Below are 13,877 nucleotides of genomic sequence, written 5' to 3'. Positions count from 1 at the left end.
GCTCCATAATTGTCTTACTTTCTTATTTTTGAATTACTGCATAGCACATTTGATTCGTACAATGCCGGTTTAATCACCGGCATTTTTTTATTCGGCATTCCTCTTTTCTTCAGGCTGCGCTTTCATCCCAGAAGCTGGCTTCAATCTTGTGCCCATCCAAATCACGGACAAAGCAGCCGTAGTAAGCCTCGCCGTAGTGCGGCCGCGAGCCGGGCGCGCCTTCATCGGCGGCGCCGGCCAGCAGCGCCTGGCGATGGAATTCATCCACCTGTTGCTTGCTGGTGGCGAAAAAACCGACGTGCGTGCCGTTGCCGGGCGAGGCCGGCCGGCCGTCGATCGGCACCTGCAGCCAAAACTCCGGATAGTCGCGGCCGTAACCGATGGCACCGGGATGCTCCAGCACGCGTCGACAACCCAAGGCGGCCAGCGTGCGATCGTAAAAGGCGGCGGCGGCCTCGAAATCGTTGGAGCCCAGTGAGACGTGGGACAGGCAGGGGGTGATATTCATTGCGCGATCTCCATATGACTGTATAAATAAACAGTATAGGGTAAAAACGGCACCGCCCAGTAAATTTTGCGCAAACTGTGAACAGGATCGAGATCGTCGAGAGAGGGGAATGTCGCCGCTTGCAGAGGGCAAGCGGCGAGAGGGGCTTATTTGATTTCCAGCACGTTCAAACGCTCTGGCGCAGGCACCGCGTCGTCCGAGTCTTCCGGCTGCCAACCGACGGGCTGCATCGGGATGTCTTCGCGATCGAAGGCCAAATCGCCGCCGTCCACCACGGCGCTACCGTGGTGAATGCCTTTGAAATCGAACAGATTGATGTCGCTCAGGTGCGAAGGCACCACGTTTTGCATGGCGCTGAACATGGTTTCCAACCGGCCAGGGTAACGCTTGTCCCAGTCGCGCAGCATATCGCCGATCACCTGGCGCTGCAGGTTAGGCTGCGAGCCGCACAGGTTGCATGGGATGATTGGGAATTCCTTGGCGATCGAGAAGCGTTCGATGTCTTTCTCGCGGCAGTAGGCCAGCGGGCGGATCACCACGTGCTTGCCGTCGTCGCTCATCAGCTTGGGCGGCATGCCTTTCATCTTGCCGCCGTAGAACATGTTGAGGAACAGCGTCTGCAGAATGTCGTCGCGGTGGTGGCCCAGCGCGATCTTGGTGGCGCCCAGTTCGGTGGCGGTGCGGTACAAAATGCCGCGGCGCAGGCGCGAGCACAGTGAACAGGTGGTTTTGCCTTCCGGGATCTTGTCTTTAACGATGCTGTAGGTGTTCTCTTCGACGATCTTGTACTCCACCCCCAGGCTTTCCAGGTAGGCGGGCAGAATATGCTCCGGGAAGCCGGGCTGCTTCTGATCGAGGTTGACCGCCACCAGGGAGAAGTTGACCGGCGCGCTCTGCTGCAGATTGCGCAGGATCTCCAGCATGGTGTAGCTGTCTTTACCGCCGGACAGGCAGACCATGATGCGGTCGCCTTCTTCAATCATATTGAAATCGGCGATCGCTTCGCCCACGTTGCGGCGCAGGCGCTTTTGCAATTTGTTGAGGTTGTACTGCTCTTTTTGGCTAACGGATTGCTTTTCTGACATTTAAATCGTGCTCATTCTCAATGGGGGGCACTAGGGGCATGGCGTTGTAGCCGCGAGTTTACCATTCAACCGGCCGCTTTTGATCATTATTCATCATCCTGCTGCCACGCGCCCGACGCGAGGCCTGTATGGTACGGATTGCGCGCAGGAATGCCAGCGGGTTTTTGCTGCGGCTGACGCCGGCGGTAAAAGAACAGGGCGCGAATCGCTCGCGCCCTGAGGGAGGTTACTCTGCGGCAGATTTTTCCGCTTTGCCGGCCAGCAGGCTGAGGAAATCGTATTTCTCCTGCAGCTCTTTCTCGGCGGCCTGATACAGCGCGCTGGCCACTTCCGGCTGCTGCGCGTTCAGGCGGCGGAAACGCTGTTCTTTCAGCAGCGTTTCCGACAGGCTGCTGTTCGGCGGCCGCGAATCCAGCGCCAATGCGGCCTTGCCCTCGGCGCTGCGGCGCGGATCGAAGCGGTACAGCGGCCAGAAGCCGGTGGCGGTCAGCTGTTTCATCTGATCGTGGCTGAGCGCCAGATCGTAGCCGTGCTCTTCGCACGGGCTGTAGGCGATGATCAGCGACGGCCCCGGATAGGCCTCGGCCTCCTGAATTGCTTTCACCGTTTGGTTGAGCTGCGCCCCCAGCGAGATCTGCGCCACGTAGACATGGCCGTACATCATCATGCTGACGCCCAAATCCTTGCGCGCCTTGCGCTTGCCGTGTTCGCCGAACTTGGTCACCGCGCCGAGCGGCGTGGCCTTCGACTGCTGGCCGCCGGTGTTGGAGTAGCACTGGGTGTCGAGCACCAGCACGTTGACGTTCTCCGTCAGGCTGAGGACGTGATCCAAACCGCCGAAGCCGATGTCGTAGGCCCAACCGTCACCGCCGATCAGCCAGATGGATTTATCCACCAGGTAGTCGGCGCCGGCCGCCAGCTGGCGCGCGTCTTCGCCTTCGAGATTGGCCAACAGCGTGCGCAGTTCGGCGATCTGCTGACGGCGCGGCTCCGGCGCCACGTCGCCCATCTGCAGGGCATTGACCAACCGCTCCGGCAGCTGCGGCGCCAGAGCATTCAGCAGGCGCAGCACTCGCGCGCGATGTTGATCGACAGTTAAACGGAAGCCCAGGCCGAATTCGGCGTTGTCTTCGAACAGCGAGTTGGCCCACGCCGGGCCGCGCCCTTCGGCGTTGGTGGTGTACGGCGTGGTCGGCAGGTTACCGCCGTAGATCGACGAGCAGCCGGTGGCGTTGGCGATCAGCAAGCGGTCGCCATAGAGCTGGGTCAACAGCTTGATGTACGGCGTCTCGCCGCAGCCGGAGCAGGCGCCGGAGTACTCGAACAGCGGCGTGATCAGCTGCGAAGTGCGAATGTCGATGCGCTCCAGCTGCGCCGGATCGATTTCCGGCAGCTGCAGGAAGAAGTCGTAGTTGTCTTTCTCCGCCGTCAGATTATCGAGGCGCGAAGCCATGTTGATGGCCTTGATCTCCGGGTTCTGGCGATCTTTCGCCGGGCAGACCTCGACGCACAGGTTACAGCCGGTGCAATCCTCCGGCGCTACCTGCAGCACGTATTTCTGGCCGCGCATATCGCGCGCTTTGACATCCAGCGACTGCAGGGAGGCGGGGGCGTGCTCCATCTCCGCCGGCTGAACCACCTTGGCGCGAATGGCGGAGTGCGGGCAGGCGGCGACGCAGTGGTTGCACTGGGTACACAGGTCGGGCTGCCAGATCGGGATCGCTTCGGCGATGTTGCGCTTTTCCCATTGGGTGGTGCCCACCGGCCAGGTGCCGTCCGGTGGGAAGGCGGAAACCGGCAGCGCATCGCCCAGCCCGGCCAGCATCGCGGCGGTGACGGTTTTGACGAAGTCCGGCGCGGCGTCCGAGACCACCGGCGGGCGCATCGGGCTGCTGACGTCGACCGGCTGCAGCGGGATCTCGGTCAGCGCGGCCCGGGTGGCGCCCAGCGCCTGCCAGTTGCGCTCGACGATCTCCTGGCCCTTGCTGCTGTAGCTGCGGGCGATGGCGTCCTGCAGCTGTTGCAGCGCCACGTCGCTCGGCAGGATCTGCGTCAGGTGGAAGAACGCCATCTGCATCACGGTGTTGATGCGCGCGCCGAGCCGGCATTCGCGCGCCAGCTTGGCGGCGTTGATGATATAGAAACGCGCCTGGCGTTGGTGCAACAGCGCCTGAACCTCCTGCGGCAGGCGTGACCAGACCTCGTCGGCACCGTAAGGGGTATTGAGCAGGAAGGTGCCGCCGGGCTTCAGGCGTTCGACCATTTGGTACTTATCGATAAACTGCAGTTGGTGGCAGCCGACGAAGTCCGCGTGGCTGACCAGGTAGGCCGAGTTGATCGGCTGTTCGCTGACGCGCAGGTGCGACACCGTCAGGCCGCCGGCCTTTTTGGAGTCGTAGACGAAATAGCCCTGGGCATACAACGGCGTGGCATTGCCGATGATCTTGATGTTGTTCTTGGTGGCCGAGACCGAGCCGTCGCTGCCCAAACCGTAGAACAGCGCTTCCAGCGAGGCGCGCTGCGGCAGGATTTCGTCGCTCAGCGGCAGCGAAAGCCCGGTGACATCATCGAAGATGCCGACGGTAAAGCGCGGGCGCGGCTGCGGCTGGGCCAGCTCGCGGAACACCGCCAGCGCGCAGTCGGGGCCGAATTCTTTCGACGACAGGCCGTAACGGCCGCCGATCACCCGCGGCAGCGTGGCGCGCTCACCCCGGCTGTAGGCTTCCGCCAGCGCGGTCATCACGTCCAGATACAGCGGCTCGGCCAGCGCGCCCGGTTCTTTGGTGCGATCGAGCACCGCGACGCTGCGCACGCTGTCCGGCAGCGCGCCGAGCATATGCTGGGCGGAGAACGGCCGGAACAGCCGCACCTTCAGCACGCCGACTTTCTCGCCGCGGGTCAGCAGGGTGTCGATCACCTCTTCGCAGGTGCCGGCGGCGGAGCCCATCACCACCACCACGCGCTCGGCCTGCGGGTGGCCGTAATAGTCGAACGGCCGATAGTGGCGGCCGGTGAGGGCGGCGAAGGCTTCCATGGCGTCGATCACGTGCTGGCCGGTGGCGTCATACCACGGGTTGGTGGCTTCGCGCGACTGGAAATAGGTGTCCGGGTTGGCGGAAGTGCCGCGCACCACCGGATGATCCGGCGACAGCGCCCGGCTGCGGTGAGCGTCGATCGCCGCCTGCGGCAGCATTTGCCGCAGCGTATCGTCGCTGAGCGGCACGATCTTGTTGATTTCGTGCGAGGTGCGGAAGCCGTCGAAGAAATGGATAAACGGCACGCGCGCGTTGAGGGTGGCGGTCTGCGAGATCAGCGCGAAGTCCTGCGCCTCCTGCACGCTGCCGGCGCACAGCATGGCGCAGCCGGTCTGGCGCACCGCCATCACGTCCGAGTGGTCACCGAAGATAGACAGCGCGTGCGTGGCTACGGTGCGCGCGGCGACGTGCAGCACAAACGGCGTCAGCTCGCCGGCCAGTTTGTACAGCGTCGGGATCATCAGCAGCAGACCCTGCGATGAGGTGAACGAGGTCGACAGCGCGCCGGTTTGCAACGCGCCGTGCACGGTGGCGATAGCGCCGCCTTCCGACTGCATTTCCACTACCCGGGGAATATCGCCCCAGATGTTTTGCCGGCCATCACCGGACCAGGCATCCGCCTGCTCCGCCATGGTGGAACTCGGCGTGATAGGGTAGATGGCAATCACTTCGTTGGTGCGATAGGCCACGGAAGCGACTGCATTATTACCATCTGTAGTTATCATCGGCGTTACCTTTTCATTGCTCTCAAAGCCGCGAAAGCGCACTTTCGCAGTAATGGAAAAAAGTCTAACAGAGGGTTTGAACGCGGCTTTATCGTGTTTGTGTGGCGGGTGACAAATCGTCAAAGGCCTATTTCCTCGTCGATTGGGGGTCGGCGGCAATAAATTGTTTTCACCGTTTAAAGACAATTTATTTCCGGCACGTCATAATTGCGCATCGGCAAACTGACAGAAGAAAATCATGAGCGCATTTATGTATTTGACGATGGCGATAGTCGCGGAAGTGATCGCCACCACCATGTTGAAAGCTTCCGAGGGCTTTACCCGCCTGTGGCCGTCGCTGCTGGTGGTGCTGGGCTACGGCGTGGCATTTTGGGGGCTGTCGATGGTGGTCAAGAGTATGCCGCTGGGCATCGTGTATGCGATTTGGTCAGGCATGGGGATCGTGCTGGTGTCGGTCGCCGCGGTATTTGTTTATCAGCAAAAATTGGATTGGCCGGCGATCGTCGGCATGGGATTAATTATTGCCGGCGTGCTGGTGATTAATTTACTGTCGAAAGCCACGGTGCACTGAGTGTTATTTTAATGTGAAAAAAGGCCGGCGCGACAGCAAGTCGCGCCGGTTGAAGAATTCAGCCATCATTCACTGAAAATAGTGGAATGCTAATTACTTAGCGCCGCCAGCATAGACGCAAATATCGTCCTCTCCGGTAGCAAAAAATGCGCCGTTTCACTGAAAGCACGCGAAGATAATGAATAGCGATATCGCCGGAAAAACTTCCTGGTCGGCAGCGGTGACGTTATCACTTTCTGCGTGCGGCCGAAGCTTGGCAGCGGGTGGCGCCGTCACGTTTGGCACCGCGCGCCGGTGCGGAAATATTCTGCAAACAAAATAAATGTCCGGCCGACGCAAAAAAACGACAAATAATGGCTGGAATATATTTTCATTATTTATATATCGAGCTAGATTAAACAAGTTTGCATCAAAGATAGCGAAACGTGTCCGCCAAGTGACGCGCGTTATCAGCAATGGCGATTTTACACAGCGCAGTTCCGGGTTCAGGAGTGGGATAATGACGACATCAAAATGGCTGCTTGCCAGCGCCGTGCTGCTTTTAGCCGCCTGCAGCAGCAATAACGAAGAACCAGTACAGCAGGGCAACAGTGCCAGAATCAATACGTTGCAGACCAGCGCCGGTTGCGCGGCGGTCGGCGGCGTCACCACCATCGCGCACAACCTGAACGGTGAAGCGCTGCGCATGTGCCAGATGCCGAACGGCAAGCAGTGCGAAGAACGCACGCTGGGCCTGGGCAGCTGCGCCGGGTAAGTCCGCGGCGCCAGGCCTGGCGCGCAGGATCAATACACCCAATCGCGCAGGGTATAGATAAGCGTGTGGCCGCTGCCGTTGAGCGTCAGCTGCTGGGCGTTTAGCGTCACTTCGGCGCCGTTTTCCAGCACGGTGCCGATCACCCGATCCCAGCGGTTGCGCTGTTCATCAGGGCACAGCCTGCGCGTCGTGGCCAGCGGTTTCACCGTCAGCACGCCGTCGCGTAATTGCCCCTGGCCGAAGAAGCGGTTGCACATCGCGCCGGAGACATGCAGGTTCTCGCCGAACTCCAGATTGAGCAGGCCGCCGCCCGCCGGTGACTTCGCCGTTTCGCCATCCACGCTCTGCAACACGAAGTTGTGATGCAGCAGATCGCCTGGCGTGACGGCCGTATGTGGTTTCATGCTGCACCCCGCTAAAGCCAGCGCCGCAAGGGCGGCTACCGTGGTTTTTCTCATCGCGTTCTCTCAAATAAACAGGGCGCCGCAAGGGCGCCCCGAGGTGACGCTCAGGCGTTCAACTGGTTCGGGCAGGCTTCGCCGCGTTCCAACTGGCTGATGTTCTGCAGCGTGGTTTGCGAAATGCTGGTCAGCGCCTCTTCGGTCAGGAAGGCCTGATGGCCGGTAAACAGCACGTTGTGGCAGGCCGAGAGGCGGCGGAACACGTCGTCCTGAATCACGTCGTTAGACTTGTCTTCGAAGAACAGATCGCGTTCGTTCTCGTAAACGTCCATTCCCAGCGCGCCGATTTTCTGCTGCTTCAGCGCGTCGATGGCGGCGGTGGAGTCGATCAGCGCGCCGCGGCTGGTGTTGATCACCATCACGCCGTTTTTCATCATCGCGAAGGCGTCGGCATTCAGCAGATGGTGGTTTTCCGGCGTCAGCGGGCAGTGCAGGGTGATCACGTCGGACTGCGCGTACAGCGTTTTCAGGTCGATATACTCCGCGCCCAGTTCCAGCGCCTGTTCGCTCGGGAACGGATCGTAAGCCAGCAGCTTCATGCCGAAGCCTTTCAGAATGCGCATCGTCGCCACGCCGATTTTACCGGTGCCGATCACGCCGGCAGTGCGGTTGTGCATGTTAAAGCCAATCAGCCCTTCCAGCGAGAAATTGGCGTCGCGGGTGCGTTGATAGGCGCGATGAATACGGCGGTTCAGGCACATCATCATGCCTACCGCGTGCTCCGCCACGGCTTCCGGTGAGTAGGCCGGCACGCGCACCACCTTGATGCCCAGCTCTTTGGCGGCGTCCAGATCGACATTATTGAAACCGGCGCAGCGCAGGGCGAGAATTTCGACGCCCAGCGCCGCCAGTTCTTCGAGCACTTCACGGCTGCCGTCGTCGTTGACGAAGATACACACCGCCTTGCAACCGGCGGCCGTTTTGGCGGTTTTTTTGCTGAGTAAAAAGTCGAAGAATTCCAGCTCATAGCCAAACTGCTGATTCACCAGTTCGAGATATTTACGGTCATACTGTTTGGTACTGTATATCGCCAATTTCATCGTGGTTTCTCCACCGTGATTTTGTGATCAATTTAACAGATTTTAGTAAATTCGACAATTGGTTAGCAGTTTGTCCCGCGCGGGGCTTGTTCTATCAGACAGGGGAGTGAAACCGGCCCGCCTTGGGCCGGTTCACGCGGTTTTAACGAGCGATTTCCGTGTAATGATGCTCATCGTAATCATGGGTCAAATAACTGTTAACGACATCGTTAAAGGCGATCCAATGAGGCGTTTTCTGGTGTGCTGAAAGCGCCGCCTTATCGTCCCAGTTTTCGATCAGCGCGTAGCTGTTCTCATCGCTCTGGCATTGCCAAAGCTGGTAAAAAGAGCAGCCGGTTTCTTTATTGGATTCCTGCACCATGGTGTTGAGCAGGCTCAGAAACGCTTGCCGCTTGGCCGGATTGACCTGAAAAAAGACGTTGAGCGTAATCATGATTGATTTCCTCGGTCGGTAATGAAACTGGATATCTCCAGGGGCAGCATTGTGCTGACAGCGAGGATTTTACGGACTTGATGGCTGACTAAAAGTGAAATAAAGTTCGTAAATCGTTCACTTTTGGTGAGGGCTTAAGATGTTTAAACGTGCCCAGTTAGCCACCTTTTGCATGGTGGTGGAGTCGGAGAGTCTCACGGCCGCGGCGGAGCGGCTGTTTTGCGTGCCCTCTAACGTGACCAAGAAATTAAAAGAGCTGGAAATGGCGTGCGGCGTCACGCTGTTCGAGCGTGAGCGCAATCGGCTGTCGCTCACGCCGGAAGGCCGGGCGCTTTACCATAAGGCCAAGCGCTTTTTGGCTATCGAAGAGCGGGCGCGAGCGCAGTTTGAACAGGATCCGGTGCAGGGCGAACTGAGGCTTGGCGCGCTGGATATCGCCTTGAGTCATCATTTGCCGCAAAAGTTGGCCCATTACCGTGCGCAGAATCGCCGCGTTCAGCTGAGTGTGGTGCAGGGATATTCGCTGGATCTGGAGTTTCAGCTGCAAAAAGGGGCGCTGGACGTGGTGTTTTCAGATGGGCCGCTCGAACATCCGCAGATGCAGAGCCGGCGCGCTTTCCAGGAGCGTTTGGTCTTCATTGGCGGGGCATATCGGCCGGCGCTGTTGGCAAAAAGCGATCTCTATGTTTATTCGCGGCAATGCCACTATCGCCATCTGGTGGACGCCTGGCTGCAGAAGCAGCAAGTCATCCCCGCCGCGCTGCTGGAGGTGGAATGCTACGACGTGATATTTGCCTGCGTAACAGCGGGATTAGGCTATGCGTTTGTGCCCGAAAGCCTGGCGCGGCAGCGAAAGGTTGCATACATAGAATGCGGGAATGAAATGCGCAGCGATATTTATGCTATCTGGCGTAAAGCGAGCGACAGCCGCATATTGCACGATTTTATTGACGCCGTGATTCGGCATTAAGGCAAAAAAATCCCCACGGGGGTGTGGGGAATGGCTTCTCTAGTACACAGTTAGCTAGCAGCTGAACTTTTATTAGAATGGTTGCAAGACTATTAATCATCAAAGGCAACGACAATAACAAAAGTCTGAAAACTGTCCTGTTTATGTGATGCATATGTAACGAAAATCTACAACTCCGCACACGTTTGCGCCAAAAAGGTGCAAATCGCCGCTGCGACCCCGCTCAGCTTCACCCTATGTCAAATTCATGCCATCATTATTGTCAATTCAGGCATAGACTTAACCAATGCCTAACTCAGGAACGAAGCAATCATTTAATGACCAGGCGATTAAAAGTATTCATAGGGACGGTGGCGGGCTGCGCAATTCTGGTGCTGGCGTTGTGGCAAACTTTGCCGCGCTGGCTGCCGGGCGTGTTATCGCATTGGTTGCCGGCGGGAAGCCGCCTGGAGTTGCAGGGCAAATTGCACTGGCGCCAGGGCGGCCTGGCGCTGGCGGGGGCGCGTTTCACCGCGCAAGATTGCCTGCTGGCCAACGTCGGGCCGACGCGGTTGGCTTACCGCCAGGGCCGCTGGCAGCTGTCAAGCGATAAGGTCAGCGTCGATAGCGCCTGTTTGTCAAAACTGCCGGCCGGCGACGCCAACAGCGCGCCGCTGGCGCTCGATCAGCTGCAGCAACAGCTGCCGCCGCTGGATCTCACCATTAATGACCTGACGCTGGTTCCCTGGCAGCGCTATGCCGGCAAGCTGCAGCTTTCCTCCGGCCCTGACGGGCAACGCCTGCATTATCAGGGGCCGAATCTCAGCGCCGAGGCGCAGCTGGATGAAAAACAGCAACTGACGTTGCAGAGCCTGACCGTCGTCCCGCCCAACAGCGCGCAACCGCTGCGTCTCGCCGGCAAGATAACCATTCCGCTGGATCTGGCCAGCCTGCCGACGCAGGGCGCGCTGCAGGGGGAAATGCAGACCGCCTATCTGGAAAAACCGGTATTGCTGGACATGCGCTGGCAACAGCGGCAGGGCGTGTTGACGGTAAGCGAAAAAGGCGACGATCGGCCGCTGGCGGTGCTGCCGTGGGAAGTCGCGCCGCAGCGGGTCAGCATCAGGCAGGGCGAGTGGCGTTGGCCGTACAGCGGGCAGCCGTTGAACGGCGGCCTGAGCGTTGCGCTGCACGACTGGAGCAAAGGGTGGGATGAAACGGAGATCAGCGCGCGGCTGAACGTGATCACCGCCGGCCACAACGGCAAGGGCAATGCGGTGCTCACCCTCGGGCCGGGCAAGGTAGGGTTGACCGACAGCGATCTGCGCTTCCAATTGACCGGTCAGGCCAATCTGGCCGACTTCTCCGCCACCGCGTCGATTCCGGGCGTGATCGGCGGCAGCATTCTCAACCCGACGCTGGTGCTGCAGCCGGGGTCGCTGTTGCGCCTGTGGGGCAAGGTGACGCCGGAAATGACGCTGGAAGAGGCGCGTTTGCCGCTGGCGGGCGTGAAGGTGACCGCCGCCGGTATCACCGGCCGCCTGCAGGCGATTCTGAACGCCAGCGACAGCTATTGGGGGCGCTTCAAGCTGCACCTGGACGGCCAGGCGCAGGATTTCTGGCCGGACAAGGGCGACTGGCAGTGGCGTTACTGGGGCAACGGCCGGTTGCCGCCGCTGCAGGCCGCCTGGGACGTCGCCGGCAGCGGGCGCTGGCAGGACAGCGAGCTGGTGCTCGACAAGCTCTCCACCGGTTTCGATAAATTGAAGTATGGTTTGGTGACGGTCGCCGCGCCGCGCCTGAGCCTCAACCGGCCGCTGCGCTGGCGGCGTGATGAACAAAGCCCGCAGTTCAACGGCGAGCTGCAACTGGCGGCGGATAAGGTCAGCTTCAGCGACGGCGGCCATCTGCCGGCGCCGGTGCTGGCGCTGCAGGTGAACGGCCTTTCGCCGGACAGTTTCCAGCTGCAGGGCAAACTGCAGGCACAGCAGATCGGGCCGATCGCGCTGCGCGGCCGTTGGGACGGCGAACGCCTGCGCGGTGAAGCCTGGTGGCCGAAACAGTCGCTGAAGGTCTTCCAGCCGCTGCTCGCCCCGGATCTCAATCTCACGCTGCGCGACGGCGAGTTTTATGCGCAGTCGGCGTTTTCCGCCGCCCGCGAGCAGGGCTTCGAGGCCGGCGGCCACTGGGTAGTGAAAAACGGCGGCATGTGGCTGAAAGACGGCGAAATGAGCGGCCTGGACTTTATCCTTTCGTACCGGTTCAAGCAGCATCAGTGGCTGCTGGGGGCCAAACAACCGGTGTCGCTGCGCATCAAGTCTTTCAGCAACCTGTTCGAGATGCAGAACATTTCCGCCGATCTGCAGGGCACCTATCCTTATAGCGAAGGGCAGCCGCTGACGTTGAGCAACGTCGGCGTGGACATGCTCAACGGGCATATCAGCCTGTCGGCGCTGCGGTTGCCGCAGCATGACGCCGCGGTGCTGAAGCTGGACAAGGTCGATCTCAGCGCGCTGTTTACCGCCCTGAAGCCGAAGCAGTTCGCCATGTCCGGCCGGGTCGACGGTGAGCTGCCGCTGTTCCTGAACCACCCGAAATGGCTGGTGCAGAACGGCTGGATCGCCAACGCCGGCACCCTGACGCTGCGGCTGGACAAAGACATGGCCGACGCCATCGGCAGCAACAACCTGGCGACCGGCGCGGCGATCGACTGGCTGCGCTACATGGAAATCAACCGTTCGCACGCCCGGGTCGATCTCGACAACCTGGGCGAGCTGACGCTGAGCGCGCGTATCGACGGCATCAACCCGCAGAAGAACGCCAAGCGCGAGGTGATCCTGAACTATCGGCATCAGGAAAACGTGTTTCAGCTGTGGCGCAGTTTGCGCTTCGGCGACAATTTACAGGAGTGGCTGGAGCAGGCCCTCTCACAACCTGGGGAGCAATAATGAAAATCATGAGTGTGTCGACGCTGGCAGCGGTGCTGTGCGTTTCGCTGCTGAGCGGCTGCGTGCCGCGCATCGAGGTGGCGACGCCGAAGGATCCGATCACCATCAATATGAACGTCAAGATCGAGCATGAAATTCATATCAAGGTGGATAAGGACGTCGAAAACCTGCTGAAAACCCAAAGCGGTCTGTTCTAGGAGCCGACATGAAAAAACGTTATTTGTGGCTGGCCGGCGCCGCCTGGTTGTTCAGCGGCGTGGCGATGGCGTTGACGCTGGATGAGGCGAAGCAGCAAGGGCGGGTGGGCGAAACCCTGAGCGGCTATATCGCCCCGGTGAAGCAGGACGCGGAAACGCTGGCGCTGGTGAAGCGCATCAACGCCGGCCGCGCCGAGAAGTATCAGGAAGTGGCGGACGGCAACCATATCGCCGTCGACGAAGTGGCGCGCATGGCCGGGCAGAAGCTGGTGACGCGGGCGCAGAGCGGCGAGTATGTGCGCGGCATCAACGGCCAGTGGCTGAAGAAATAAAAAAAAGCGCGCCGTCTGGTGCGCCAAGAGATACGGATAGATGATTATTATGAGGGTAGTGCAGGTTTGACAGGACTTGCTTCTTGTCCGGCAGGGGCGCGGCGCCCCTGCGCAGGATCTTAGGCAGACACCACCTGAGACAGGGCCGCCTTGGCGTCTTCCTGTGCTTTGGTCGCCACTTCCGGGCCGTAGGCGATGCCTTCCGCGAAGACGAACTCCACGTCGGTGATGCCGATGAAGCCCAGGAACAGACGCAGGTAAGGTTCCACCAGGTCGGTCGGGGTGCCTTTATGAATGCCGCCGCGGCTGGTCAGGATCACCGCGCGTTTGTTTTTCACCAGGCCTTCCGGACCGTTTTCGGTGTAACGGAAGGTCACGCCGGCGCGGGCAACCAGGTCGAAATAGTTTTTCAGCTGGGTCGGGATGTTGAAGTTGTACATCGGCGCGGCAATCACGATGACGTCATTGGCCTGCAGCTCGGCGATCAGCTCGTCCGACAGGGCCAGCGCTTCTTGTTGACGCGGGGTCAACGGAGCATCGGAAGGACGCAGCGCGCCGACCAGTTCACCGTCCAGCACCGGGATGGGCTGTGCGGCCAGATCGCGCACGGTGATGGTGTCGCCGCTGTGGGCGTTGCTCCATTGCTCTACGAAGAAATCGGCCAGTTGGTTAGACTGAGAGTAGGTCGCCAGGATGCTTGATTTCAGAACCAATACGTTGCTCATCGATAATTCCTTACGTTGTGACAGTGACATCAGGACTCAGCGTCCCTTGCATGGAGTACATGCTATTCACATTCCTCCAACAGTGATAGCGCAATATTTCGAGATCTTCGTTCG

The 13,877-nt window shown here is 59.9% G+C and carries 13 protein-coding genes; 6 read left to right on the top strand and 7 right to left on the bottom strand.

The annotated features are described in order from the left end of the window. Positions 1-109 precede the first annotated feature (109 nt). The 3 genes from SSARUM2_RS13020 to nifJ form a co-directional block, all read right to left on the bottom strand. Positions 110-508, bottom strand: a complete 399-nt coding sequence (locus tag SSARUM2_RS13020) for a VOC family protein (RefSeq protein WP_033634674.1) — start codon at positions 506-508, stop codon at positions 110-112. 146 nt (positions 509-654) lie between these two features. After that, the gene (gene ttcA / locus SSARUM2_RS13015) at positions 655-1,593 is read right to left on the bottom strand and encodes a tRNA 2-thiocytidine(32) synthetase TtcA (protein WP_033634672.1); all 939 of its coding nucleotides are present in this window, start codon (positions 1,591-1,593) and stop codon (positions 655-657) included. A 226-nt stretch (positions 1,594-1,819) separates the two neighbouring features. After that, entirely contained in the window at positions 1,820-5,353 is a 3,534-nt protein-coding gene (gene nifJ / locus SSARUM2_RS13010) for a pyruvate:ferredoxin (flavodoxin) oxidoreductase (protein ID WP_060452620.1), read from the bottom strand. A gap of 238 nt (positions 5,354-5,591) precedes the next feature. On the opposite strand from nifJ, the gene ssmE reads away from it, so the two are divergent. Both ssmE and SSARUM2_RS13000 read left to right on the top strand, forming a co-directional pair. Then, a complete protein-coding gene (gene ssmE / locus SSARUM2_RS13005; RefSeq protein ID WP_033634669.1) occupies positions 5,592-5,924 on the top strand; it encodes a multidrug efflux SMR transporter SsmE in 333 nt (110 codons plus the stop codon). A 499-nt stretch (positions 5,925-6,423) separates the two neighbouring features. Next, complete coding sequence (locus tag SSARUM2_RS13000) at positions 6,424-6,678, top strand: DUF333 domain-containing protein (RefSeq protein ID WP_015377999.1); 255 nt, start codon at positions 6,424-6,426, stop codon at positions 6,676-6,678. A gap of 29 nt (positions 6,679-6,707) precedes the next feature. Here SSARUM2_RS13000 and hslJ read toward each other — a convergent pair whose 3' ends face one another. The 3 genes from hslJ to SSARUM2_RS12985 form a co-directional block, all read right to left on the bottom strand. Then, positions 6,708-7,136, bottom strand: a complete 429-nt coding sequence (gene hslJ / locus SSARUM2_RS12995) for a heat shock protein HslJ (protein ID WP_060438611.1) — start codon at positions 7,134-7,136, stop codon at positions 6,708-6,710. A 50-nt stretch (positions 7,137-7,186) separates the two neighbouring features. Then, positions 7,187-8,179 (bottom strand): 2-hydroxyacid dehydrogenase, encoded by a 993-nt coding sequence (locus SSARUM2_RS12990; protein WP_060438612.1) that lies wholly within the window; start codon positions 8,177-8,179, stop codon positions 7,187-7,189. Positions 8,180-8,321: 142 nt separating this feature from the next. Then, positions 8,322-8,612 (bottom strand): putative quinol monooxygenase, encoded by a 291-nt coding sequence (locus SSARUM2_RS12985; protein ID WP_033648435.1) that lies wholly within the window; start codon positions 8,610-8,612, stop codon positions 8,322-8,324. Between the two features lie 139 nt (positions 8,613-8,751). Here SSARUM2_RS12985 and SSARUM2_RS12980 point away from each other — a divergent pair, with 139 nt between their 5' ends. The 4 genes from SSARUM2_RS12980 to SSARUM2_RS12965 all read left to right on the top strand — a co-directional run bounded on the left by SSARUM2_RS12980 (position 8,752) and on the right by SSARUM2_RS12965 (position 13,038). After that, positions 8,752-9,582: a LysR family transcriptional regulator gene (locus SSARUM2_RS12980; protein ID WP_060452621.1), complete on the top strand. Its 831-nt coding sequence runs from the start codon at positions 8,752-8,754 to the stop codon at positions 9,580-9,582. 317 nt (positions 9,583-9,899) lie between these two features. Continuing rightward, entirely contained in the window at positions 9,900-12,509 is a 2,610-nt protein-coding gene (locus tag SSARUM2_RS12975) for a YdbH family protein (protein ID WP_060452622.1), read from the top strand. After that, the gene (locus SSARUM2_RS12970) at positions 12,509-12,706 is read left to right on the top strand and encodes a YnbE family lipoprotein (RefSeq protein ID WP_025302979.1); all 198 of its coding nucleotides are present in this window, start codon (positions 12,509-12,511) and stop codon (positions 12,704-12,706) included. Before SSARUM2_RS12975 ends, SSARUM2_RS12970 begins: the two co-directional genes overlap by 1 nt. An 8-nt stretch (positions 12,707-12,714) precedes the next feature. Continuing rightward, complete coding sequence (locus tag SSARUM2_RS12965; protein WP_033634662.1) at positions 12,715-13,038, top strand: YdbL family protein; 324 nt, start codon at positions 12,715-12,717, stop codon at positions 13,036-13,038. 119 nt (positions 13,039-13,157) lie between these two features. Here SSARUM2_RS12965 and azoR read toward each other — a convergent pair whose 3' ends face one another. Then, complete coding sequence (gene azoR / locus SSARUM2_RS12960; RefSeq protein ID WP_033634661.1) at positions 13,158-13,763, bottom strand: FMN-dependent NADH-azoreductase; 606 nt, start codon at positions 13,761-13,763, stop codon at positions 13,158-13,160. Between the last annotated feature and the right edge of the window lie 114 nt (positions 13,764-13,877).

The organism is Serratia sp. K-E0102, assembly GCF_029962625.1.
Classification (GTDB): Bacteria; Pseudomonadota; Gammaproteobacteria; order Enterobacterales; family Enterobacteriaceae; genus Serratia; species Serratia sarumanii.
This window is presented reverse-complemented; position numbering and strand designations above follow the sequence as displayed.